Below are 22,305 nucleotides of genomic sequence, written 5' to 3'. Positions count from 1 at the left end.
ATGAAACTCCGCTTGCGGGTCACAGACTACAAGCATAGCGCTGATCAGGTGCGCTGACAGCCCGCTGGCAGGCCTTGGCCTATCAGTTTCTGCTGTTCGTCATAGAGTTTCACCCAAGGCCGGAAGCCAATGCTGCCGGCTTGCAGGCTGTAGCGCTGGCCGGCGCTGAAGTCCTTGAAGGTGAGGTTCAGTTGGCAGTCGCGCCACAGTGGTTCGTCGACTGGGCCGATATTGCTCGGGGTGACCGGAAACTGGTAACGCACCGTCAGTTCGTGGCTACCCGGCGGCACTTCGAAATAGCGGTTGTCGGCCCAGTCGCGCTCGTCCACCTGCACGGCGTGCAGCGAGGTGTCGTCGTCGCGGGCGAGGTCGATCCAGGCCTGGTTGGGGTCGGGGTCGGGCAAGGTGGAGCAGGCGCTCAGCAGCCCGAAGGTGCCGACGGCAAACAGTGTACGCATGGCGAAAAGGCCCTCTGGCGAGATAGTCTTGGAACGCACAGGCCTTGAGCGGGATGAACAGCCCTGATGTTTCGACTTTTTCTGCTACAGCGCTCAGGCCACCGGGCTCTCGACCGCGTTTTCAGCCCTTTTGTTCCGCTGCTGGCCGCGCTCCTGCTGAGCGGTTGCGGCAGCCTCGGCTACTACGGCCAGCTGGCCGAAGGGCAATGGCAACTGCTGCGTGCCCGCCAGCCAGTGGAGCGGGTGCTGGCCGACCCCACGACGGACGAACGGCTGCGTCAGCGTCTGCTGCATGCCGAACAGGCCCGCACTTTCGCAAGCGAGCACCTGAAGCTGCCAGACAATCGCAGCTACCGGGTGTACGCCGATCTCGGGCGGCCCTATGTGGTGTGGAATGTGTTCGCCACGCCGGAGCTTTCGCTGCAACCGGTCACCCACTGTTTCCCCATCGCCGGTTGCGTCGCCTACCGCGGCTACTACCGCCAGGGCGCTGCGCGCGGGGCAGCGGCGCTGATGCGCGAGCAAGGGCTGGATGTGTACGTCGGGGGTGTCGAGGCTTACTCGACCCTGGGCTGGTTCGACGATCCGATTCTCTCGTCTATGGTGGGCTGGGGCGAGGAGCGCCTGGCCACGCTGATCTTTCACGAACTGGCGCACCAGCGCTTCTACGTGAAGGACGACACCGAATTCAACGAGTCCTTCGCCACCTTCGTCGAACAGGAGGGCACGCGGCAATGGCGCATGGCGCGTGGGCTTGCGGCGGCTCACGAGGATGGGGCGCGGCAGCGTGAACAGTTCATCCGCCTGGTGCTGGCGAGTCGCGAGCGTTTGCAGGCGATCTACGCTGGGACGCTTGCTGATGCCGACAAGCGGGTGGCCAAGCAAGCCGAGTTCGCGCGATTGCGACGTGAATACCGCGAGCTGCGCGATCGGGACTGGGCCGGTGACCGCCGCTATGACGCCTGGGTGTATGGGCCGATGAGCAATGCCAAGCTGCTGCCGTTCGGCCTGTATGACCAGTGGGTGCCGGCGTTTGCGGCGCTGTTTCGTCAGGCTGGTGGGGACTGGACGACGTTCTATCAGCGGGTCGAGCACTTGGGGCAGCAGCCGATCGATCAGCGAAAAGCGGCGTTGCAGCGGTTGATGGTCCAGCCGTGAGATGCCGGGGCCGCGCGCGGCCCCGTGGCCATCAAGCCTTGATGAACGCGTGGTGCAAATCCGCCACCGTGTCGAAATGAAACGCCGGCGCCTCGGCCACCAGCTCTTCGCGGCTGCCGAAACCGTATCCCACCGCCACGGCCTGCAACCCGTTGCTGCGGGCGCCGATCAGGTCGTGCTTGCGGTCACCGATCATCAGGGTCTGCGCCGGGTCCAGCCTTTCTTCGTCCAACAGATGGCGGATCAGCTCGACTTTGTTGGTGCGGGTGCCATCCAGCTCACTGCCGTAGATCACCTTGAAATGCCGGTCGAAAGCAAAGTGCCGGGCGATCTCGCGGGCGAACTCCCAAGGCTTGGAGGTGGCAACGTACAAGGTGCGGCCCTGGTCGTTCAGGGCTTGCAGCAGCTCTGGCACGCCGTCGAATACCAGGTTCTCGTACAGGCCGGTGACGCGGAAGCGTTCGCGGTAGAAGTTGACCGCCTCCCAGGCCTTGGCCTCGTCGAAGCCGTAGAACTGCATGAAGGCCTGCAGCAAGGGCGGGCCGATGAAATGCTCGAGGCGGGTCAGGTCGGGCTCGTCGATACCTAGTTTGGCCAAGGCGTACTGGATCGAGCGGGTGATGCCCTGGCGTGGGTCAGTCAGGGTGCCGTCGAGGTCGAAGAGGATGTTTTGCTGGTGCATGTATGCGGGTCCACTCAAGTCTTGCGTCGACTGCTTCGCGGGCAAGCCCGCTCCTACAGGATAATCACAGAGCCTGTAGGAGCGGGCTTGCCCGTGAATGGGTCATTCCGGTTGATCGTAGCCTTCGGCCAGGTGCTGGTCCTTGAGCTTCACATAGTTGCTGGCGCTGTAGGGGAAGAACGCGCGTTCCTTTTCGTTCAGCGGCCGGGCCTGCTTTACCGGGCTGCCGACATACAGGTAGCCGCTCTCCAGGCGCTTGCCGGGCGGCACCAGGCTGCCGGCGCCGATGATCACCTCGTCCTCGACGATGGCGCCATCCATGATGGTGCTGCCCATGCCGACCAGGATCCGGTTGCCCAGTGTGCAGCCGTGCAGCATCACCTTGTGACCGATGGTCACTTCGTCGCCGATGATCAGCGGGAAGCCGTCCGGGTTGAAGGGACCGGCGTGGGTGATGTGCAGCACGCTGCCATCCTGCACGCTGGTGCGCGCGCCGATGCGGATCCGGTGCATGTCGCCGCGCACTACGGTCAGCGGCCAGACCGAGCTGTCTTCACCGATCTGCACGTCGCCGATCACCACCGCCGAACGGTCGACGAAGGCGCGTGGGCCGACTTTCGGCGTGTGTTCCCGGAAGGTCCGGATGGCCATGATAGTGTCCCTCTGCAATGCCGATAGGCAGGCTGCCTGCTGCGGTCGGCGTCGATTGTAATTAAGATGGTCCCGTGTTTCTCCTGCCAAGGTATCCAAACCGTGAGTGCGAACAACCCGCTTCTGCAGTCCCACGACCTGCCACCCTTCTCCGCAATCCGCGCCGAACACGTGCTGCCGGCGATCGAGCAGATCCTGGCCGACAACCGCAAGGCCATCGCCGATATCCTCGCGCAGCAGGGCAAGAATCCCTCCTGGGCCGGCCTGGTGCTGGCGATGGACGAACTCAACGACCGCCTGGGCGCGGCCTGGAGCCCGGTCAGCCACCTCAATGCGGTGTGCAACAGCAAGGAACTGCGCGAGGCTTACGAGTCGTGCCTGCCGGCGCTGAGCGCCTATTCCACCGAGATGGGGCAGAACCGCGCCCTGTTCGATGCCTACCAGGCGCTGGCCAACAGCGATGAAGCCGCCAGTTTCGACGTGGCGCAGAAGACGATCCTCGACCACGCCCTGCGTGACTTCCGCCTGTCGGGTATCGACCTGCCGGCCGACAAGCAGCAGCGCTATGCCGAAGTGCAGAGCAAGCTCAGCGAGCTGGGCAGCCGTTTCTCCAACCAGTTGCTCGACGCCACCCAGGCCTGGACCAAGCACGTCACCGACGAAGCCGCACTGGCCGGCCTGACCGATTCGGCCAAGGCGCAGATGGCCGCCGCTGCCCAGGCCAAAGGCCTCGACGGCTGGCTGATCACGCTGGAGTTCCCCAGCTACTACGCGGTGATGACCTACGCCAGCGACCGCGCCCTGCGCGAAGAGCTGTACGCCGCCTACTGCACCCGCGCCTCGGACCAGGGCCCGAACGCCGGACAGTTCGACAACGGCCCGGTGATGGCCGAGATCCTCGACCTGCGTCAGGAACTGGCCGCGCTGCTGGGCTACGCCAACTACGCCGAGCTGAGCCTGGCCACCAAGATGGCCGAGTCCAGCGACCAGGTGCTGAGCTTCCTGCGTGACCTGGCCAAGCGCTCCAAGCCGTTCGCAGCTCAGGATCTGGAGCAGCTCAAGGCCTACGCCGCCGAGCAGGGCACTCCGGAGCTGGCCAGCTGGGACGCCGGCTATTACGGCGAGAAGCTGCGCGAGCAGCGCTACAGCGTGTCGCAGGAAACCCTGCGCGCCTACTTCCCGATCGACAAGGTGCTGAGCGGCCTGTTCAGCATCGTCCAGCGCCTGTACGGCATCGAAATCGCCGAACTCAAGGGCTTCGACGCCTGGCACCCGGACGTGCGCCTGTTCGAGATCAAGGAGAACGGCCAGCACGTCGGGCGCTTCTTCTTCGACCTCTACGCCCGTGCCAACAAGCGTGGTGGCGCCTGGATGGACGGTGCCCGCGACCGTCGCCGCACCGCGGCCGGTGCATTGCAGAGCCCGGTGGCCAACCTGGTGTGCAACTTCACCCCGGCCGCACCGGGCAAGCCGGCGCTGCTCACCCACGACGAAGTCACCACGCTGTTCCACGAGTTCGGCCACGGCCTGCACCACCTGCTCACCCGCATCGAGCATGCCGGTGTGTCCGGCATCAACGGTGTGGCCTGGGACGCGGTCGAGCTGCCGAGCCAGTTCATGGAGAACTGGTGCTGGGAGCCTGAAGGCCTGGCACTGATTTCCGGCCACTACGAGACCGGCGAGCCGCTGCCCCAGGACCTGCTGGACAAGATGCTGGCGGCGAAGAACTTCCAGTCCGGCATGATGATGGTGCGCCAACTGGAGTTCTCGCTGTTCGACTTCGAGCTGCACGCCACCCATGGCGACGGCCGCAGCGTGCTGCAGGTGCTCGAGGGCGTGCGCGACGAGGTCACGGTGATGCGTCCGCCGGCCTACAACCGCTTCCCTAACAGCTTTGCGCATATCTTCGCCGGCGGTTATGCGGCGGGCTACTACAGCTACAAGTGGGCCGAAGTGCTGTCGGCCGACGCCTTCTCGCGCTTCGAGGAAGAAGGCGTGCTCAATGCCGAGACCGGACGCGCGTTCCGCGAGGCGATCCTGGCCCGTGGCGGTTCGCGCGAGCCAATGGTGCTGTTCGTCGATTTCCGTGGTCGTGAGCCTTCCATCGATGCGCTGCTGCGTCATAGTGGCCTGACCGAGGATGCGGCGGCATGAGTGAGGGCGGCGTGATCAAGACCAAGAAACGCTTCATCGCCGGGGCGGTATGCCCGGCGTGCAGCGAGCCCGACAAGCTGATGATGTGGAACGAAGACGGCGTGCCACACCGCGAGTGCGTGGCCTGCGGCTTCACCGACACCCTCAACGAGCAGGGCTTGTCGGTGCCCAAGGAGCTCGGTACCCGGGTAAACCAGCAGGCGGTCAAGGCCGAGCCGGTAAAGGTGCAGACGGTTCAGTTCTTCCCGAACCCGAAGCTCAAGAAGCCGCACTGACCCTGTCCGCCTGACGGCACTGGTCTTCTGTGTAAACCCGGATTACTGTATGTGCATACAGTAATCCGGGTTTTCCACCATGAAACCAACCCCAGTCCGTGGTCGCGGCACCGCCACCAACCCCCACAATCGCTTCGCCCCCAGCCATTCGGTGGTCGAGGACGACGGCTGGCACCAGGAAGTCCCCCTCACCCAGGGCACCGAGGTGCGGATCGAAACCGCCAAGACCATCATCGCCCGCAACACCTCGCCCGACCTGCCCTTCGACCGTTCGATCAACCCCTACCGCGGTTGTGAACACGGCTGCATCTACTGCTACGCCCGGCCCAGCCACGCCTATTGGGACCTCTCCCCCGGCCTCGACTTCGAGACCAAGCTCATCGCCAAGACCAATGCCGCCGAGGTGCTCGAACAGCAGTTGAGCAAGCCGGGTTATGTCTGTGCACCGATCAACCTCGGCGCCAACACCGACCCCTACCAGCCCATAGAGCGCGAGCACCAGTTGACCCGTCGCCTGCTCGAGGTGCTGCTGCGCTACCGACACCCGGTGACCATCGTCACCAAGGGCTCGCTGGTGCTACGAGACCTGGACCTCTTGAGCGAACTGGCCAGCCAGCGCCTGGTGCGGGTGATGATCAGCCTGACCACCCTCGACGACGAACTCAAACGCACCCTCGAACCCCGCGCGGCGGCACCCAAGGCGCGCCTGCGGGCGATCCGCGTGTTGCGCGAGGCGGGTGTACCGGTGGGCGTGCTGTGTTCGCCGATGATCCCGATGATCAACGACAGCGAGCTGGAGCACCTGCTTCAGGCCGCCAAGGAAGCTGGCGCGCAGAGCGCCGCCTACATGATGCTGCGCCTGCCGCTGGAGGTGGCGCCGTTGTTCGAACAGTGGTTGCAGGACCACTACCCGCAGCGCGCGGCCCACGTGCTGAGCCTGATTCGTCAGAGCCGGGGCGGTGAGCTGTATGACAGCCGCTTTGGGGCGCGGATGCGCGGTGAAGGTGTGTTCGCCGAGCTGCTGGCGCAGCGTTTTCGCAAAGCTTCGCGGCAGTTGGGGTTCGAAGGGCGGGAGCAGGTGTCGCTCGATTGCAGCGCCTTCTGCCCGCCAGGCGGGCAGATGGCATTGTTCTGAACCGGTGATGGTCTTGTGGGAGCGGGTTTACCCGCGAAGACGCCACCACAGCACAGTGCTCCACTACCCTGTAATCTGACTAATACCTACCAATAATTTCATTGGAGGGTATTGGCGGCTGATGCTTTTTTGCTATTATCAAAACCTCCCCTCGAAAACCTGGAACGCCCGTTCTAGAGCCTCCGAATTCAGTTTCAGTTAAGTTTTCTCCGCTAGCGTAGGAAGTCAGTCCAGCGCGACTGTGATTTATTACCTGTGCGCGTCATCTAATTCTCCGCATAGCCAGAATCTTTCCCCGGTAAAATGGAACTTACCTACAAACCGTCTAGAGGATGAATCATGCCCGTCAAGGACCCATCCAAGCCCGTTCCGGCCGCTCCCGCCGAGAGCGCCGATGCTGCCCTGAAGCACATCGTCGACGGCTTCCTGAAGTTTCACCATGACGTTTTCCCCGAGCAGCAGGAGCTGTTCAAGAAGCTCGCCACCGCGCAGAAACCGCGCGCGATGTTCATCACCTGCGCCGACTCGCGCATCGTGCCCGAACTGATCACCCAGAGCTCGCCGGGCGATCTGTTCGTGACCCGTAACGTCGGCAACGTGGTACCGCCCTACGGACAGATGAACGGCGGTGTTTCCAGCGCCATCGAATACGCCGTGATGGCCTTGGGTGTTCACCACATCATCGTCTGCGGTCACTCCGACTGCGGTGCGATGCGCGCAGTGCTCAACCCGCAATCGCTGACCAAGATGCCGACCGTTTCCGCCTGGCTGCGCCACGCCGAAGTGGCCCGTACCGTGGTCGAGAGCAACTGCTCGTGCGCAACGGAACACGAGAGCATGAAGGTGCTGACCAAGGAAAACGTCATCGCCCAGCTGCACCACCTGCGCACTCATCCTTCGGTCGCCGCGCGCCTGGCGGCCGGACAGCTCTACATCCACGGCTGGGTCTACGATATCGAAACCAGCCGCATCGAAGCCTACGACGTCGCGAGCGACAGCTTCCTGCCCCTGGCTGCTGACGAGCCAGTGCCGTGCGCAACTCCGAGAGGCCGCTACTAAGCGACCCCAACACCTGAAGAAACCTTGATAGCCGGCTGCGCCCACCAGGCGCGGCAGGGCTTTCTGCTGCCTTGAATTTCTCTGACCTACTTGCCGGCAATCCTGCTGGCGGCCCGCGCCTGCGCGCGATTCAGGGATTCCCGTGCCGTCGGCCAGTGGAATGGCCGTGAATCAGAAAAGGAGCGTTATGGTGAACATGACACAGATAAAAGCGGCCTTGCCGCGAGAGTTACTGGCTTCGGTTGTGGTGTTCCTGGTGGCCCTGCCGCTGTGCATGGGCATCGCGATCGCCTCGGGCATGCCACCCGCCAAAGGGCTGATCACCGGGATCATCGGTGGCATCGTCGTGGGCTTTCTGGCCGGCTCGCCGCTGCAGGTCAGCGGCCCGGCCGCGGGCCTGGCGGTGCTGGTGTTCGAGTTGGTGCGCCAGCACGGTGTGGCCATGCTCGGACCGATCCTGCTGCTGGCAGGCCTGTTGCAGCTGCTGGCCGGGCGACTGCGTCTGGGCTGCTGGTTTCGCGTCACTGCACCGGCGGTGGTGTACGGCATGCTGGCCGGTATCGGCGTGCTGATCGTGCTGTCGCAGGTGCATGTGATGTTCGACAGCGCGCCACAGCCCTCGGGTGTCGAGAACCTGCTGGGTTTCCCCGCGACCCTGGCCTCGGCACTGCCGTTGGAAACCGCCGGTAATGGCTGGCAGGCCGGCGCCCTGGGCCTGGGCACCATCGCAATGATGTGGAGCTGGGAGCGTAGGCGCCCACAGCGCCTGCGCTTCATCCCCGGTGCCTTGCTGGGCGTGGCGATTATGACCGTGATCAGCATCTGGCTGGCGCTGCCGGTCAATCGCGTGCAGGTGCCTGCGGACCTGTCGGAGGCGATCGACTGGATTCGTCCGGACGACCTGCTCAAACTGGCCGATCCGACCTTGCTGGTGGCCGCCTTCGCCCTGGCCTTCATCGCCAGCGCCGAGACGCTGCTGTCGGCTGCAGCGGTAGACCGCATGCACAGTGGCCAGCGATCGGATTTCGATCGCGAGCTGTCGGCGCAAGGTATCGGCAACATGCTGTGCGGTGTGCTGGGGGCATTGCCGATGACCGGCGTGATCGTGCGCAGTTCGGCCAACGTCCAGGCGGGTGCGCAGACGCGTGCGTCGGCGATTCTGCATGGTCTTTGGTTGCTGGCGTTCGTGGTGGTGCTGAGCAGCGTGCTGCAGCAGATTCCGGTGGCAAGCCTGGCGGGCGTGCTGGTGTACACCGGTATCAAGCTGGTCGATTTCAAGGCCTTCCGCGGCCTGGGGCGCTATGGCCGGATGCCGATGTTCACCTATGCTGCCACGGCGCTGGCGATCATCTTCACCGACCTGCTGACCGGTGTGTTGCTGGGCTTTGCTCTGACCTTGCTCAAGCTGGCGTTCAAGGCGGCGCGCCTCAAGATCAACCTGGTCGAGCTGCCGCGCCCTGGGCACATGGAGCTGCGCCTGAGCGGTGCTGCCACCTTCCTCAAGGTGCCTGCCCTGACCCAGGTGCTCGAAAGCGTGCCTGCCGGGACGCATCTGCATGTACCGCTGGCGAACCTGAGCTACATCGACCACTCGGTGCTGGAGTTGCTCGAGGACTGGGGGCGCGCGAGCCGCGCCGCCGGCTCACGTCTGTCCATCGAGCAGCGCGGGCTCAAGCGGCGCATCGAGGGCCGCTTGCGACGCAGCGCGCAGGTCTGAGGCGTCGTGTGCCCAAGTCTCAGGCCGACTTGGGCACCAGCTTGCGGCAGCCTTCTTTACGGCTGGGGTACTGCTCGCATTTGCGCAGTACCTGCTGTACCTGGTCGTCGGCCTTGAGTTGACGATTGGCCAGCAGCTTCTCGGTGATGAACAACTCTTCTGATCCCAGGGTCTGTTCGGCCTTGTCGATCATCCCCAGCGCTGCCTGCGGATCGCGGTTGCGCAGGTGATGACCGATGATCAGGTCATAGACCATCGGGCTTGCCAGCGTCCAGTCCTGGATGCCCTGCAGGTCGGCCAGGGCCGCGCGGCCGTTACCCTGCGCCGAATGCACGGCGAAGGCCGCACGCCGGATGCCTGGCTGGGTGCCGACCGGAGACGCCAGCGCACGGCTGACGAAGGCCTCGGCTTCGCGGGTCTTCTTCTGCTCCAGTGCGGCGGTGGCTGCGTAGGCGTCACGGTAAGCCTGCAGCGAACGCTGCACGGTCGCCGAATCGCGCACCTGTGGCCAGCTGCGACGGTTCACCCGCGCCAGGGTCTGTTGCTGGTATTCGCGGTCCAGATACTGGCGTAGCTCTTCGTCTCGCTGGATCGGCGACATATGCGAGCGGGTCAGGTACTGGCCGGTGGCGTTCAATGCCGTGCCCAGGCCTTGGTTGAGCAGGGTCTGCAGCTCCTGGGTGGTGCGGTTGAGGTCGAGCTTTTTCAGCGAATCGGTCATCGCCGTCTGGCGCTCTTGCAGGAAGCTTGCGAGCAAAGGCTTCTGCTTGCCCTGGAAGTCTTCCAGGCGTTGCAGGCTGACGCTCGAGGCCCGCGGCGCGTAGCCAGCGCGGATCATCAGGTCGGCGCCGAGCAGGTCGGCCTGGTCTTCCTGGGTGCGGCCCCAGGCGGTGCTCCAGACGTTGTCCGAGAAGCTGTTGGCCAGCGAGGTGTAGAGCACGGTGTTGCCGATGGCCTTCTGCGTGCCCACGGGGTCCTTGCTGAACAGTGCGCCGGTCTGCTTGTTGCGTCCGGTATCCTTCGCCACGGTTGCGATCACCACTGTGGTGGTGATGTTGGTGAGCAGCTGTTTCTGCTCCTGGAACGCTGCGCGACGATCATGATGGCGCAGCAGCACATGGCTCATCTCGTGGCCGAGCATGGCAGCGATTTCATCCTCGCTCTCGACGTTGTCGAGCATGCCCAGCGGCACGAAAATGTTGCCGTAGGGGTCGGCCGAGGGGCCGAAGGCGTAGCTGTCGACGATGCGTACCTGCAGGTTCGGCGCCTGCCCCGGCCAGCCTTTGGCCAAGCGGGTGACGATACCTTGCAGGTAGCTTTCCAGGGCCGGGATGCGCACCAGGTTCTGCTGGCGGATCTCGTCGGCGGGAATCGCCCGACCGTCAAAGCTCAGGCGCAGTTGCTGGGTTTGCTGTGGGTCGAGCCGATAATACGAACGCACGTCCTTGTGGTCGACGTAACGCCCGTCCAGCCGCGACTGGGTCGAGGGGCCGACCAGGTTCTGCAAGGCGTCGTTGGCGCCGTTGAGTGTGTTGCAGCCGCCGAGCAGTACCAGCGACAGGGCCGCAGCGACGCGCTTGATCTTGCCCGCACTCATTTCTTGCACCCGGCGCCATAGCCGATGGTCGAGTTGTTCTGGTGGTCGTCGGAGTAGCCGCTCTGCAGGGTCTGGCAGGGGAACTTGACGATGTTCAGCGGCGGGTTCACCCGTACCGCCATGGTGTCCATCCAGACGTTACCCTCGGGCAAGCCTACCTGGATGATGTCCAGCTCCTTGTTGTACTGCAGCACCTTGGGGGCTTTTGGCAGGCTGCTGCTGTCGACCTGGTGCAGTGACTTGCCCTGTTCGTCCAGCACCGCCACCGACTTGCGCAGCCAGGCTTCGACCACCGGCTCGGGGGTGGCCATCACGCTCTGGCTGACCAGCAGCGACAGCAGCAATAGGGAGCTCTTGATCATCTCTGGGGTCCTTTGATAGAGAAATTCCGGGTGTCAGGCCCTGCTGGCGAACAGGGCCTGGATCCTTGCGCTGAACAACGTGAGCGACAACAGCAACAGGCCGAGCACGTTGGCCGGCGTGTAGTTGTAGTGCCAAAGCCCGCAACTGAGCAGGACAATGGCCGCGAGTACCAGGGCCCAGGCAGCCAGTGGTCGCAGCCTTGGGCGACGCCGCTGGATGAACAGCGAGTGGGTGAACAATGGGGCCTCCAGGCTGCCCTTGAGCAGGGTGATGCCGCCCAGCAGGAGCAGTTCGAGGATATCCAGTACATCGACGGAGCCTGCCGGAATGCCGAGGTCGGCGAGGCTGGGCGTGGCCCGGTAGTAATTCATGCCCCAGTTGATCAGGTTGTCCAGGGCCATGGCATGCCAGTAGACGCCGGGAATCTTGCCGTGCAGCGCAGATTGGGTGAGGTCGCCGGTGCCAGCGATCTGCGCGCCGACCAGGACCAGCTTCCCGCGCAGCAGCGATTCGAGCAGCTTGCGGTCCTTCGGGTCGGTGACCTCAAGGTCGGTGGGCGACAGCGTCAGGGTGTACGCGCAGGTCGCCCGTGCCTGTTTGCCCAGCTTCCAGAACACCGCCTGCTTCAGTTGCTCGAACAATCCCGGAATATTGCAGGTGCTGGTATCGGCGACCTTTTCCTGCTCGGGTGAGCGGTGCACGCCCCATTGCACGGTCATCGGTGCAAGTTCGGCAGCGCTGGCGGGGTCTGCGGGCAGGTCTGTGCATGCCTGGTGGCGGCAATAGTCGCGGTAGAGCCGCAGGGCCGGAGTTTCCAGCGTACCCAAGGGCGTCTTCACGGCGAGCGGGTACTGGTTACCGAAATCGCTCCAGCTCACCAGCGCAGGTGTGCTGACCTCGGCCAGGCGCGGCAGGGTGTTGACCGCGCCTTCGCTTGCCCGCGGCAGGCCGGTATCGGCCACGTACAGCGGGATATCCTGCTGGCGATAGCGCTCGAACACGTTGGCCAGCAGCTGGCTTTCCATGCGCGGGGGCTGCCCGGGGATTTCCCGCGAGTGGTCGTGGCTGTAGAGCAGGTCGACGAACACCGCTGCCGGCTCATAGGCCAGCAGGCGCTTGAACAGCTTGCTCTGCTCGTTGTATGGCAGCGGCCAGTAGGTGTCGTTGCGCAGCAGGTAGTCATCGTCGATCAAGACCACTACCACCTGTTGCTGGCCCTTGTCGGCGTAGGTAGCAGCCAACAGGCGGTTGAGCCAACGTGACGAGGCATCGTCGGTCGAACTTGCGATACCGAAGGGGTCGAGCAATGCGATCAGTACGACTGAAAGGCCGAACAGTGCCTGGCGCAGGGAAAAAAGGGAGAGCTTCAGCATCCATGCCTCAAACAAGGGGTTGAGGCATTTTGCCACTATTGGCAATGGATCCGAAAGCGCTGGCAACCATCAAGGGGCGCATTGCGCCCCGTCAACGATCGAATCGTCGGTCTGCGGCCTGTTACAGCGCCAGTTCCACGCTCAACTGGCGCGACAGGCACGGCCAGCGCTTCCAGGCTGCGCCGGTCTCGGGGCTGCAGAGGGTGTCGCGATACTTTTCCACAGACTCCACTGCAAAGCTCTGGTCATCGAGCATCTCGTCGACCGAGTGATGCACCACTTCATCCAGCTGGTTGGCGAAGGTTTCGCCGATCAACTGGTGGGCGATGAGATTGGCGACGGTGGTGTCTACCGGAATCAGCGGTTGCTGAAAGTGGCGGATATACAGGTCGTTGACTTCCTCGACTAGGCGATGGGCCAAGTAGGCTTCATCGAGCAGGCAGTCGAGCCCGACGTGCCCGTCCATGACCTGCGGAGGTTGCAGGAAGTAGGCTTCGGCGATCTTCAATACCGGTTTGATCTGCGCTTCGATACCGGCTTCGCGAGCGACCGTGTTGGCGGCCTCGAGCAATTCCGGAACCTGGTCGATGTAGGCGCGGACGAAGCGCGTCAAGGTACCCTGGGCGTCCTGCGGGGGCAGTTGGATCGAAGGATGCAGGTGAGGCAGTTGCTGTTCGAGGCGTTGCTTCAGTTGGCCTGTACGGCTCTCATGTTGATGGGCTTGTTCGATCTGCTCGCGTACAGCTGCGATGTTCATGACAACTCCAGGGACAAGGCGTTACAAACGGAAGACACTAAGTTAGCTCGGCTGCGTAGATTGCTAAGACGCATTTGTTATAACAACAGGGCACTTGTTCCGCCGGGTTATATCAATGTGCCACTATTATGCCCCAAGCCCTCTGGAATAATCCTTTCAGCCATTTCAGCCAATGCGTGAAGTTGTTTTCACATCACGCGTTGCGTGCGATTGGTCGCTGTCTATACTCCGCTTGAACGTGATTCGTTGATGAGGCCCGACTGCCGTTTGCAGGGGGCTCGGTCGTCGAAGCCAGGCAGTCTTGACCCCCGTTCCCCCCCTTATGCCGTAGAAAACGTCGTCCACGCCTCCGGGACTACAAGAACGATAAGGGGAACCCGCAATGATGAGACATCCACATGTCTGGATGGGCCTCCTGTTGTGGACGGTGTTCGGTCAGGCGCACGCCGCCTGGACCGTGAACATGTCTCCGGGGGCGACGGAAGTCTCCCACGCCGTGTTCGACCTGCACATGACCATCTTCTGGATCTGCGTGGTCATCGGCATCGTGGTGTTCGGCGCGATGTTCTGGTCGATGGTCATCCACCGCCGCTCCACCGGCCAGCAGCCTGCGCATTTCCACGAGCACACCTGGGTCGAGATCATGTGGACGGTCGTCCCGTTTCTCATCCTCGTCGCCATGGCCATCCCGGCCACCAAGACCCTGATCGACATCTACGACGCCAGCGAGTCGGATATCGATATCCAGGTCACCGGCTACCAGTGGAAATGGCACTACAAATACCTGGGCCAGGACGTCGAATTCTTCAGCAACCTCGCCACCCCTTCCGAGCAGATCCGCAACCAGGCGCCCAAGGACGAGCATTACCTGCTCGAGGTCGATCAGCCGCTGGTGCTGCCGGTCGGGGCCAAGGTGCGTTTCCTGGTGACCGCCGCCGACGTGATCCATTCCTGGTGGGTGCCGGCCTTCGCGGTCAAGCGTGATGCCATCCCCGGTTTCGTCAACGAAGCCTGGACGCGCATCGAGAAGCCCGGCATCTACCGCGGCCAGTGCACCGAGCTGTGCGGCAAGGACCACGGTTTCATGCCCGTGGTGGTCGAGGTGAAGTCCAAGGCCGACTACGACACCTGGCTCGGCGAGCGCAAGGCCGAGGCGGCCCAGCTCAAGGAACTGACCAGCAAGGGTTGGACGCTGCAAGAGCTGGTCGAGCGCGGCGACAAGGTCTACCACACCACCTGCGTGGCCTGTCACCAGGCCGAAGGCCAGGGCCTGCCGCCAATGTTCCCGGCGCTCAAGGGCTCGAAGATCGCCACAGGGCCCAAGGAAGACCACCTGGGCATTGTCTTCCATGGCAAGCCCGGCACGGCGATGGCCGCGTTCGGCAAGCAGCTCTCGGAAGTCGACATCGCCGCAGTGGTCACCTACGAGCGCAACGCCTGGGGCAACAACAAGGGCGACATGGTCACGCCCAAGGACGTACTGGCGCTCAAGCAGGCGCAAAGCAAATGAGCCGGTGCCCGCTTGATATCCCGCAACGTGCAGGAGACAGGACATGAGTGCAGTGATCGACGACCACGCCCACGGCCATGACCATGCGCACGGTCCGGCCAAGGGCCTGATGCGCTGGGTGCTGACCACCAACCACAAGGACATCGGCACGATGTACCTGTGGTTCAGCTTCGCCATGTTCCTGCTTGGCGGCTCGTTCGCCATGGTGATCCGCGCCGAGCTGTTCCAGCCGGGCCTGCAGATCGTGGAGCCGGCGTTCTTCAACCAGATGACCACCATGCACGGCCTGATCATGGTGTTCGGCGCGGTGATGCCGGCGTTCGTCGGCCTGGCCAACTGGATGATTCCGCTGATGATCGGCGCGCCGGACATGGCCCTGCCACGGATGAACAACTTCAGCTTCTGGCTGCTGCCGGCGGCCTTCCTGCTGCTGGTCTCGACCCTGTTCAGCCCCGGCGGTGGGCCGAACTTCGGCTGGACCTTCTACGCCCCGCTGTCCACCACCTATGCGCCGGCCAGCGTGACCTTCTTCATCTTCGCCATCCACCTGATGGGCATCAGCTCGATCATGGGCGCGATCAACGTGATCGCCACCATCCTCAACCTGCGCGCCCCGGGCATGACCCTGATGAAGATGCCGCTGTTCGTCTGGACCTGGCTGATCACCGCCTTCCTGCTGATCGCGGTGATGCCGGTGCTGGCCGGCGTGGTGACCATGATGCTGATGGACATCCACTTCGGCACCAGCTTCTTCAGCGCGGCGGGTGGCGGCGACCCGGTGCTGTTCCAGCACGTGTTCTGGTTCTTCGGCCATCCAGAGGTGTACATCATGATCCTGCCGGCCTTCGGCGCTGTCAGCTCGATCATCCCGGCGTTCTCGCGCAAGCCGCTGTTCGGCTACACCTCGATGGTCTACGCCACCGGCGCAATCGCCTTCCTGTCGTTCATCGTCTGGGCGCACCACATGTTCGTGGTCGGCATCCCGGTGGTGGGCGAGCTGTTCTTCATGTACGCGACCATGCTGATCGCCGTGCCCACCGGGGTGAAGGTGTTCAACTGGGTCAGCACCATGTGGCAGGGCGCGATGACCTTCGAGGCGCCGATGCTGTTCGCCATCGCCTTCGTCATCCTGTTCACCATCGGCGGCTTCTCCGGGCTGATGCTGGCCATCGCCCCGGCGGACTTCCAGTACCACGACACCTATTTCGTGGTCGCCCACTTCCACTACGTGCTGGTGCCCGGCGCCATCTTCGGCATCTTTGCCTCGGCCTATTACTGGCTGCCGAAATGGACCGGGCACATGTACGACGAAACCCTGGCCAAGCTGCATTTCTGGCTGTCGTTCGTGGGCATGAACCTGGCCTTCTTCCCCATGCATTTCGTCGGGCTGGCCGGTATGCCGCGACGGATTCCGGACTACAACCTGCAGTTCGCCGACTTCAACATGATCTCGTCCATCGGCGCGTTCATGTTCGGCGCCACACAGATCTTCTTCCTGTTCATCGTCATCAAGTGCATCCGCGGCGGCGAACCGGCTCCGGCCAAGCCCTGGGATGGCGCCGACGGGCTGGAGTGGTCGGTGCCCTCGCCTGCGCCCTACCACACCTTCCAGACCCCGCCGGAAGTGAAATAGGAGACCGACGCGATGACCGGCCTGTCGCTCAAACGCCTGGTGCTGCGCCTGTTGATGCTGACGGTGGTGATGTTCGCCTTCGGCTTTGCCCTGGTGCCGATCTACGACGTGATGTGCAAGGCCTTCGGTATCAACGGCAAGACGGGCGGGCAGTACGAAGGCAGTCAGATCAGCGACCCTTCGCGCACGGTGCGGGTGCAGTTCATGTCGACCAACGCCAGCGACATGGTCTGGGACTTCTACTCCACCGCTGACCAGCTCGAAGTGAATCCGGGCGCGGTGAACCAGATGGTGTTCGTCGCACACAACCCGACCGACCGGCCGATGAGTGCCCAGGCGATTCCCAGCATCACCCCGGCCGAAGCGGCGGCGTATTTCCACAAGACCGAGTGCTTCTGTTTCACCCAGCAGGTGCTGCAGCCGGGCGAGCGCATCGAGATGCCGGTGCGCTTCATCGTCGACCGCGACCTGCCGGGCAACGTGAAGCACCTGACCCTGGCCTACACCTTGTTCGACATCACTGCGCGTCACCCGCCGGTTGCCCATGCCGCGGTACAGGACGCTCAGGGCGCCCGCTGAGGGAAGGAGAACAGCAATGGCAAGTCATGAGCACTACTACGTTCCGGCGCAGAGCAAGTGGCCGATCATCGCCACTGTCGGGCTGTTCATCACGGTGTTCGGCCTGGGCACCTGGTTCAACGATCTCAAGGCCGGACACCCGGAATCCCACGGGCCGCTGATCTTCTTCGTCGGTGCGCTGTTCCTGGCCTACATGCTGTTTGGCTGGTTCGGTGCGGTGGTGAAGGAGAGCCATGCCGGGCTGTACAGCGCGCAGATGGACCGCTCGTTCCGTTGGGGCATGAGCTGGTTCATCTTTTCGGAAGTGATGTTCTTCATGGCCTTCTTCGGGGCGCTGTTCTATGTGCGGGTGCTGGCCGGTCCCTGGATCGGCGGCGAAGGCGCCAAGGGCGTGACGCACATGCTCTGGCCCAATTTCGAGTTCGTCTGGCCATTGCTGCACACGCCGGATCCGAAGCTGTTCCCGCCGCCGAAGGACATCATTAACCCCTGGCACCTGCCGCTGATCAACACCATCCTGCTGGTCAGCTCCAGCGTCACCATCACCATCGCCCACCATGCCCTGCGCAAGGGCCATCGCGGCGCGCTGAAACTGTGGCTGGGGCTGACCATCCTGCTGGGGCTGTCGTTCCTGGCGCTGCAGGCCTACGAATACTACGAGGCCTATGTGCACCTGGGCCTGACCCTGGGCTCGGGGATCTACGGCGCGACCTTCTTCATGCTCACCGGTTTTCATGGTGCGCACGTCACGCTCGGCACCTTGATCCTGATCGTGATGTTGGTGCGCGTACTGCGCGGGCATTTCAACCCGGACAAGCATTTCGGGTTCGAGGCGGCCAGCTGGTATTGGCACTTCGTGGATGTGGTATGGGTGGGGTTGTTCATCTTTGTGTATGTGCTTTAGCCGCAAGGTGGACCCTGTGGGTGGGGTGATTCAGAACGGCGCGTGCGAAACCAATTGCCCACTGATGAAGCCCCAGGCCACCAGGCCGACGGTCAGGACGGCCAGGGTGACGCGCAGGGTCAGGGCCTTGAGCAAGCGGGTGGACTGGTCGTCGTCCTTGACCAGGAACACCAGGCCACTGAACAGGCTGGCGATGGTGGCCAACAGCATCAGGACAATCGCGGCCTTGAGCATGGCGAAACTCCGGGGGGATGCAGTGATGTGGACAAGTATAGCGATCGACAGAGCGAGGCCGCGGTGAGGCCATTTCGCCCGGGGCTGGTCCCGACCCTGGTGGTGTTCGCACTGCTGCCGGGGCTGATCGCGCTTGGCTGCTGGCAACTGCGCCGGGCCGAGGAAAAGCGCCAACTGCTCGACAGCTACGCCGAGCGGCGCATCGAGGCGCCGGTGACCGTGGCGCAGCTTGTGCAACTGCCCGACTCGGCCTTCTACCGCGTGCGCCTGTTCGGCCAGTTCGACCCCGAGCACAGCCTGTTGCTGGACAACCGCCTGCGCGACGGCCAGGCCGGTGTCGAGCTGCTGCAACCCTTCCACGACCAGGCCAGCGGCCAGTGGTTGCTGGTCAACCGCGGTTGGTTGCCTTGGCCGGACCGCCGCGTGCCGGTGCGTTTCGACACCCCGGCCCAGCCCCTGGCGTTGCAGGCCACGGTCTACGTGCCGCCAGGCAGCACCTTCCAGCTGCACCCCGACCCGCCCGGCGGCCGATGGCCGCACCTGCTGACAGCCCTTGATCCCGCACAGCTCTGGCAGCAGCTGGCGCGTGAAGGCTTCGCCCATGAACTGCGCCTGGAGCCAGGCCCTGCCAGCTATCGGCTGGATTGGCCGGTCGTTGCCATGGGCCCGGAAAAACACCTCGGCTATGCCGTGCAATGGTTTGCCCTGAGCACGGCGCTGGTGCTGCTGTACCTGTATTTCGGCTGGCACAACGACAACAAGGAGAAACGCCATGGCCGCCGCCACGAGTCCACTGGACGTGCCTGAAGGGCGCAAGTCCCGCACCCGCGGGCGCTTGCAGCTGATCCTGATCCTGCTGGTGACCCTCGGCCCGATGATCCTTGCCACCAGCATGTACAAGCTCAAGTTCTGGGTGCCGGAGGGACGCAGCTACCACGGCGTGATGATCGGCAATGGCCAGAGCCGCGCCGATATCGGCATCCAGGCCCAGGACGAGCGCTGGCAACTGCTGGTCAGCACGCCCGATGCCTGCGCCGAGGACTGCCGGCAGCTGGTCTACCTGGCCCGGCAGATCCAGGTCGGCCTTGGCCGCGATGCCAGTCGTGCCAGCCATGCGCTGGCAACCGCGACTCCCTTGAGTGGCGACTACCAGGCGCTGCTCGAACGCGAGTACCCGCAACTGCAGCGCTATGCGCTGGATGCCGACCGCTACCGCACAAAGGTCGTCGAGCCCGGCGCGCAACTGTGGATCGTCGATCCACATGGCAACCTGGTGCTGCGCTACGACGCCAAGGTCAAGGGCAAGCATGTGCTCGACGACCTGCGCCACCTGCTCAAGCTGTCCAACATCGGCTAGGAGGCCAGCATGGCCAGACCCGGTTACCGACTTGCTGTGTTCGCCACCTTGCTGGCATTGGTCGTCGTGCTGCTCGGCGCCTACACGCGCCTGACCCACGCCGGCCTCGGCTGCCCCGACTGGCCCGGCTGCTATGGCTTCATCGGCGTGCCCAAGACCGACGCGCAACTGGCCCATGCCGAGTTGCACTTCCCCGAGCATCCGGTGGAAGAAGCCAAGGGCTGGGCTGAGATGGTGCATCGCTATTTCGCTGGCACACTGGCGCTGGTCATCGCCTGGCTGGCGATAGGTGCGGTACGTCGTCATGGCCGCGACGGCGGGCCCTACCGGTTGCCGGTGCTGCTGCTGGCCGTGGTGCTGGCGCAGGCGGCGTTCGGCATGTGGACGGTGACCCTCAAACTCTGGCCGCAGGTGGTCACCGCGCATCTACTTGGAGGCTTCACCACCCTGAGCCTGCTGTTCCTGTTATCCCTGCGTCTATCCCGGGCCTTTGCGCCACCGCCCAAGCTGCCGTTGAGTCTGCGCCGGGTGGCTGCGCTGGCACTGCTGGTGGTGATTGGGCAGATCGCCCTGGGTGGGTGGGTGAGTGCCAACTACGCGGCAGTCGCCTGCATCGACTTGCCGACCTGCCATGGTCAATGGTGGCCTGCGGCAGACTTCAGCAACGGTTTCCATCTCACCCAGCACGTCGGCCCGAACTACCTGGGTGGGCAGCTCGACAGTGATGCGCGTACGGCCATCCATATCAGCCATCGCCTGGGCGCATTGATGGTCGTGGCAGTGCTGCTGATGCTGAGCTGGAAGCTGCACCGCAATGGCCTGTCCGGCCTGGCTCGGTTGGTGCTGGCTGCCTTGGCGCTGCAAGTGGGGTTGGGAATCAGCAACGTGCTGCTGCACCTGCCGCTGGGGGTTGCCGTGGCGCACAACGCCGGGGGCGCCCTGTTGCTGCTGACCATGGTGCTGGTGAACTACCGCATTCGGGTGGTCGACAAGGTGCGTGTCGGCCTGGGCTGGCGCCTGCGGCCGGTCACGCCTGGCGGCGTTTCCCATCACTTGAGGAACGACACGTGGCGACGGTTCTGAGCCAAGGGCGGCAGCGCGCGGGATGGCGCGATTACCTGGAGCTGACCAAGCCCAAGGTGGTGGTGCTGATGCTGATCACTTCGCTGGTGGGCATGTTCCTCGCCACCCGCGCGGGTGTGCCGTGGACGGTGCTGCTGTTCGGCAATCTGGGCATCGCCCTGTGCGCCGGCGGCGCGGCGGTGGTCAACCACGTGCTGGACCGGCGCATCGATGCCTTGATGGCACGTACCTGCAAGCGCCCGGTGGCCAAGGGAAGGGTGGCGCCCTTGCCGGCGCTGGCGTTCGCCCTTGCCCTGGCAAGCGCCGGGATGGCGCTGCTGCTGGCCTTCACCAACCCGCTCACGGCCTGGCTCACGCTTGCCTCCCTGTTGGGCTATGCGGTCGTCTACACCGGCTTTCTCAAGCGCGCCACGCCGCAGAACATCGTGATCGGCGGCCTGGCAGGCGCCGCCCCGCCGTTGCTGGGTTGGGTCGCGGTCAGCGGGCACCTGAGCGCCGAGCCGCTGTTGCTGGTGCTGATCATCTTCGCCTGGACGCCGCCACACTTCTGGGCCCTGGCCATCCACCGCAAGGAGGAATACGCCAAAGCCGAGATACCCATGCTGCCGGTGACCCACGGCGAGCACTACACCAAGCTGCATATCCTGCTCTACAGCCTGGTGCTGCTGGCGGTGAGCCTGCTGCCCTATGCCATCCACATGAGCGGCCCGCTCTACCTGGCCTGCGCCCTGTTGCTGGGGCTGCGCTTTGTCCAGTGGGCCTGGGTGTTGTACCGTGGCACCCGGCCGCACGCGGCGATCGGCACCTTCAAGTACTCTATCGCGTACCTGTTCCTGCTGTTCATCGCCCTGCTCGTTGATCACTACCTGTTGCTGAACCTATGACCCGAACCCAGAAAACCGTCTTCATCCTCGTTGCCCTGGTCGCGCTGATCATGGGCTTGACCGTCAACAAGGTGCTCAATGGCCGCGGTGAGGCCAACCCGGCCGAGCTGATCGACGCCGGCATCATCCTCCTGCCGCAGAGCCGCAGCGTGCCGGATGTGACCATGAACGACCAGAACGGCCAGCCGGTGGCGCTGGATCAGTTGAAGGGCAAATGGTCGTTGCTGTTCTTCGGCTACACCTACTGCCCGGACATCTGTCCGACCACGTTGGCGCAGTTGCGCCAGGTGAAAAGCGAGCTGCCCAAGGAGGCGATCGACCGCTTGCAGGTGGTGCTGGTGAGCGTCGACCCGAACCGCGACACGGCGCAGCAGCTCAAGCAGTACCTGGGCTATTTCGACAAGGATTTCGTGGGGCTGGCAGGATCCATCGAGGATACCCAGAAGCTGGCCAATGCCCTGAGCATTCCGTTCATCCCCGCGGACACCAGCAAGCCGGGGTACACCGTCGATCACAGTGGCAACCTGGCGGTGGTCGGGCCGGACGGGCGTCAGCGTGGGTTCATTCGTGCGCCGTTCAACAACCAGAAGCTGGTGGCGCAGTTGCCGGGGCTGGTCAAGCGGGATTGATGAACCCCCAAAAGCTTCGCGGGCAAGCCCGCTCCTACGGGAACGCGATTTCCTGTGGGAGCGGCGGTTCGGCGTTCCGACTTGCCCGCGAAGAGCTCAGCGCGATCGTTCGG

Annotated in this window: 23 protein-coding genes; 15 read left to right on the top strand and 8 right to left on the bottom strand. The window is 63.9% G+C overall.

The genetic code is table 11. The features are described from left to right. Positions 1-44: 44 nt before the first annotated feature. Complete coding sequence (locus HU748_RS16160; RefSeq protein WP_186669996.1) at positions 45-458, bottom strand: hypothetical protein; 414 nt, start codon at positions 456-458, stop codon at positions 45-47. A gap of 66 nt (positions 459-524) precedes the next feature. On the opposite strand from HU748_RS16160, the gene HU748_RS16155 reads away from it, so the two are divergent. Continuing rightward, positions 525-1,616: an aminopeptidase gene (locus HU748_RS16155; protein WP_186721099.1), complete on the top strand. Its 1,092-nt coding sequence runs from the start codon at positions 525-527 to the stop codon at positions 1,614-1,616. Positions 1,617-1,647: 31 nt separating this feature from the next. Here the strand turns inward: HU748_RS16155 and HU748_RS16150 are convergent, their stop codons facing one another. Together HU748_RS16150 and HU748_RS16145 are read right to left on the bottom strand one after the other, a co-directional pair. Continuing rightward, entirely contained in the window at positions 1,648-2,298 is a 651-nt protein-coding gene (locus HU748_RS16150) for an HAD family hydrolase (RefSeq protein WP_186721097.1), read from the bottom strand. Positions 2,299-2,400: 102 nt separating this feature from the next. After that, positions 2,401-2,949 carry a gamma carbonic anhydrase family protein gene (locus HU748_RS16145; protein ID WP_186669991.1) on the bottom strand — a complete coding sequence of 183 codons (549 nt, stop codon included), beginning with the start codon at positions 2,947-2,949 and terminating at the stop codon, positions 2,401-2,403. A gap of 102 nt (positions 2,950-3,051) precedes the next feature. Between HU748_RS16145 and prlC the strand changes: the two genes are divergently transcribed. The 5 genes from prlC to HU748_RS16120 all read left to right on the top strand — a co-directional run bounded on the left by prlC (position 3,052) and on the right by HU748_RS16120 (position 9,289). Next, on the top strand, positions 3,052-5,103 hold the full coding sequence (gene prlC / locus HU748_RS16140; protein WP_346655475.1) for an oligopeptidase A: 2,052 nt from the start codon (positions 3,052-3,054) through the stop codon (positions 5,101-5,103). Further along, the gene (locus tag HU748_RS16135) at positions 5,100-5,378 is read left to right on the top strand and encodes a YheV family putative zinc ribbon protein (protein ID WP_186669989.1); all 279 of its coding nucleotides are present in this window, start codon (positions 5,100-5,102) and stop codon (positions 5,376-5,378) included. The genes prlC and HU748_RS16135 overlap by 4 nt, the downstream gene beginning before the upstream one ends. A 79-nt stretch (positions 5,379-5,457) precedes the next feature. Then, entirely contained in the window at positions 5,458-6,513 is a 1,056-nt protein-coding gene (locus HU748_RS16130; protein WP_186721093.1) for a PA0069 family radical SAM protein, read from the top strand. A 339-nt stretch (positions 6,514-6,852) separates the two neighbouring features. Beyond that, positions 6,853-7,572 (top strand): carbonic anhydrase, encoded by a 720-nt coding sequence (locus HU748_RS16125; protein WP_186721091.1) that lies wholly within the window; start codon positions 6,853-6,855, stop codon positions 7,570-7,572. A gap of 190 nt (positions 7,573-7,762) precedes the next feature. Beyond that, positions 7,763-9,289 (top strand): SulP family inorganic anion transporter, encoded by a 1,527-nt coding sequence (locus HU748_RS16120; protein ID WP_186721089.1) that lies wholly within the window; start codon positions 7,763-7,765, stop codon positions 9,287-9,289. A 19-nt stretch (positions 9,290-9,308) separates the two neighbouring features. Here HU748_RS16120 and HU748_RS16115 read toward each other — a convergent pair whose 3' ends face one another. The 4 genes from HU748_RS16115 to HU748_RS16100 form a co-directional block, all read right to left on the bottom strand. Next, positions 9,309-10,886: a M48 family metallopeptidase gene (locus tag HU748_RS16115; RefSeq protein ID WP_186721087.1), complete on the bottom strand. Its 1,578-nt coding sequence runs from the start codon at positions 10,884-10,886 to the stop codon at positions 9,309-9,311. Further along, on the bottom strand, positions 10,883-11,248 hold the full coding sequence (locus tag HU748_RS16110) for a hypothetical protein (protein WP_186669982.1): 366 nt from the start codon (positions 11,246-11,248) through the stop codon (positions 10,883-10,885). The genes HU748_RS16115 and HU748_RS16110 overlap by 4 nt, the downstream gene beginning before the upstream one ends. Positions 11,249-11,281: 33 nt before the next feature. Next, positions 11,282-12,622 carry a CHASE2 domain-containing protein gene (locus HU748_RS16105; RefSeq protein WP_186721086.1) on the bottom strand — a complete coding sequence of 447 codons (1,341 nt, stop codon included), beginning with the start codon at positions 12,620-12,622 and terminating at the stop codon, positions 11,282-11,284. Positions 12,623-12,743: 121 nt separating this feature from the next. Continuing rightward, complete coding sequence (locus tag HU748_RS16100) at positions 12,744-13,379, bottom strand: hypothetical protein (protein WP_186721085.1); 636 nt, start codon at positions 13,377-13,379, stop codon at positions 12,744-12,746. 382 nt (positions 13,380-13,761) lie between these two features. On the opposite strand from HU748_RS16100, the gene coxB reads away from it, so the two are divergent. From coxB to HU748_RS16080, 4 genes are read left to right on the top strand one after another with little or no spacing between them, the layout of a single operon-like run. Continuing rightward, the gene (coxB, locus tag HU748_RS16095) at positions 13,762-14,889 is read left to right on the top strand and encodes a cytochrome c oxidase subunit II (protein WP_186721084.1); all 1,128 of its coding nucleotides are present in this window, start codon (positions 13,762-13,764) and stop codon (positions 14,887-14,889) included. A gap of 43 nt (positions 14,890-14,932) precedes the next feature. Then, positions 14,933-16,522: a cytochrome c oxidase subunit I gene (gene ctaD, locus HU748_RS16090; RefSeq protein ID WP_186669978.1), complete on the top strand. Its 1,590-nt coding sequence runs from the start codon at positions 14,933-14,935 to the stop codon at positions 16,520-16,522. Between the two features lie 12 nt (positions 16,523-16,534). Further along, a complete protein-coding gene (locus tag HU748_RS16085) occupies positions 16,535-17,101 on the top strand; it encodes a cytochrome c oxidase assembly protein (protein WP_186669976.1) in 567 nt (188 codons plus the stop codon). A gap of 16 nt (positions 17,102-17,117) precedes the next feature. Next, the gene (locus HU748_RS16080; RefSeq protein WP_186721083.1) at positions 17,118-18,005 is read left to right on the top strand and encodes a cytochrome c oxidase subunit 3; all 888 of its coding nucleotides are present in this window, start codon (positions 17,118-17,120) and stop codon (positions 18,003-18,005) included. A gap of 30 nt (positions 18,006-18,035) precedes the next feature. Here HU748_RS16080 and HU748_RS16075 read toward each other — a convergent pair whose 3' ends face one another. Next, on the bottom strand, positions 18,036-18,239 hold the full coding sequence (locus HU748_RS16075) for a twin transmembrane helix small protein (RefSeq protein WP_186709830.1): 204 nt from the start codon (positions 18,237-18,239) through the stop codon (positions 18,036-18,038). Between the two features lie 63 nt (positions 18,240-18,302). Between HU748_RS16075 and HU748_RS16070 the strand changes: the two genes are divergently transcribed. From HU748_RS16070 to HU748_RS16050, 5 genes are read left to right on the top strand one after another with little or no spacing between them, the layout of a single operon-like run. Next, the gene (locus tag HU748_RS16070; RefSeq protein ID WP_186721162.1) at positions 18,303-19,046 is read left to right on the top strand and encodes an SURF1 family protein; all 744 of its coding nucleotides are present in this window, start codon (positions 18,303-18,305) and stop codon (positions 19,044-19,046) included. Next, positions 19,012-19,596 carry a hypothetical protein gene (locus HU748_RS16065; protein WP_186669970.1) on the top strand — a complete coding sequence of 195 codons (585 nt, stop codon included), beginning with the start codon at positions 19,012-19,014 and terminating at the stop codon, positions 19,594-19,596. The genes HU748_RS16070 and HU748_RS16065 overlap by 35 nt, the downstream gene beginning before the upstream one ends. A 9-nt stretch (positions 19,597-19,605) precedes the next feature. Next, positions 19,606-20,679, top strand: a complete 1,074-nt coding sequence (locus tag HU748_RS16060; RefSeq protein ID WP_125931061.1) for a COX15/CtaA family protein — start codon at positions 19,606-19,608, stop codon at positions 20,677-20,679. Beyond that, positions 20,664-21,563 carry a heme o synthase gene (cyoE, locus tag HU748_RS16055; RefSeq protein ID WP_186669968.1) on the top strand — a complete coding sequence of 300 codons (900 nt, stop codon included), beginning with the start codon at positions 20,664-20,666 and terminating at the stop codon, positions 21,561-21,563. Before HU748_RS16060 ends, cyoE begins: the two co-directional genes overlap by 16 nt. Further along, entirely contained in the window at positions 21,560-22,192 is a 633-nt protein-coding gene (locus HU748_RS16050) for an SCO family protein (protein ID WP_186709828.1), read from the top strand. Before cyoE ends, HU748_RS16050 begins: the two co-directional genes overlap by 4 nt. The last annotated feature ends 113 nt before the right edge of the window (positions 22,193-22,305 follow it).

The organism is Pseudomonas sp. RW3S2 (assembly GCF_014268955.1).
In the GTDB taxonomy this organism is placed as follows: Bacteria; Pseudomonadota; Gammaproteobacteria; order Pseudomonadales; family Pseudomonadaceae; genus Aquipseudomonas; species Aquipseudomonas wayambapalatensis.
Note: the sequence above shows the minus strand (reverse complement) of the source record. Positions and strands in the feature narration are given on the sequence as shown.

What these genes read in the sequence shown, in the direction of transcription:
- HU748_RS16130 (WP_186721093.1), top strand. Translation starts at nt 5,458, where the DNA reads ATGAAACCAACCCCAGTCCGTGGTCGCGGCACCGCCACCAACCCCCAC.
- HU748_RS16105 (WP_186721086.1), bottom strand. Translation starts at nt 12,622, where the DNA reads ATGCTGAAGCTCTCCCTTTTTTCCCTGCGCCAGGCACTGTTCGGCCTT.
- HU748_RS16150 (WP_186721097.1), bottom strand. Translation starts at nt 2,298, where the DNA reads ATGCACCAGCAAAACATCCTCTTCGACCTCGACGGCACCCTGACTGAC.
- HU748_RS16145 (WP_186669991.1), bottom strand. Translation starts at nt 2,949, where the DNA reads ATGGCCATCCGGACCTTCCGGGAACACACGCCGAAAGTCGGCCCACGC.
- HU748_RS16075 (WP_186709830.1), bottom strand. Translation starts at nt 18,239, where the DNA reads ATGCTCAAGGCCGCGATTGTCCTGATGCTGTTGGCCACCATCGCCAGC.
- HU748_RS16135 (WP_186669989.1), top strand. Translation starts at nt 5,100, where the DNA reads ATGAGTGAGGGCGGCGTGATCAAGACCAAGAAACGCTTCATCGCCGGG.
- coxB (WP_186721084.1), top strand. Translation starts at nt 13,762, where the DNA reads ATGATGAGACATCCACATGTCTGGATGGGCCTCCTGTTGTGGACGGTG.
- HU748_RS16110 (WP_186669982.1), bottom strand. Translation starts at nt 11,248, where the DNA reads ATGATCAAGAGCTCCCTATTGCTGCTGTCGCTGCTGGTCAGCCAGAGC.
- HU748_RS16100 (WP_186721085.1), bottom strand. Translation starts at nt 13,379, where the DNA reads ATGAACATCGCAGCTGTACGCGAGCAGATCGAACAAGCCCATCAACAT.
- HU748_RS16050 (WP_186709828.1), top strand. Translation starts at nt 21,560, where the DNA reads ATGACCCGAACCCAGAAAACCGTCTTCATCCTCGTTGCCCTGGTCGCG.
- HU748_RS16115 (WP_186721087.1), bottom strand. Translation starts at nt 10,886, where the DNA reads ATGAGTGCGGGCAAGATCAAGCGCGTCGCTGCGGCCCTGTCGCTGGTA.
- HU748_RS16155 (WP_186721099.1), top strand. Translation starts at nt 525, where the DNA reads ATGTTTCGACTTTTTCTGCTACAGCGCTCAGGCCACCGGGCTCTCGAC.
- HU748_RS16160 (WP_186669996.1), bottom strand. Translation starts at nt 458, where the DNA reads ATGCGTACACTGTTTGCCGTCGGCACCTTCGGGCTGCTGAGCGCCTGC.
- HU748_RS16125 (WP_186721091.1), top strand. Translation starts at nt 6,853, where the DNA reads ATGCCCGTCAAGGACCCATCCAAGCCCGTTCCGGCCGCTCCCGCCGAG.
- HU748_RS16085 (WP_186669976.1), top strand. Translation starts at nt 16,535, where the DNA reads ATGACCGGCCTGTCGCTCAAACGCCTGGTGCTGCGCCTGTTGATGCTG.
- ctaD (WP_186669978.1), top strand. Translation starts at nt 14,933, where the DNA reads ATGAGTGCAGTGATCGACGACCACGCCCACGGCCATGACCATGCGCAC.
- HU748_RS16080 (WP_186721083.1), top strand. Translation starts at nt 17,118, where the DNA reads ATGGCAAGTCATGAGCACTACTACGTTCCGGCGCAGAGCAAGTGGCCG.
- HU748_RS16065 (WP_186669970.1), top strand. Translation starts at nt 19,012, where the DNA reads ATGGCCGCCGCCACGAGTCCACTGGACGTGCCTGAAGGGCGCAAGTCC.
- HU748_RS16060 (WP_125931061.1), top strand. Translation starts at nt 19,606, where the DNA reads ATGGCCAGACCCGGTTACCGACTTGCTGTGTTCGCCACCTTGCTGGCA.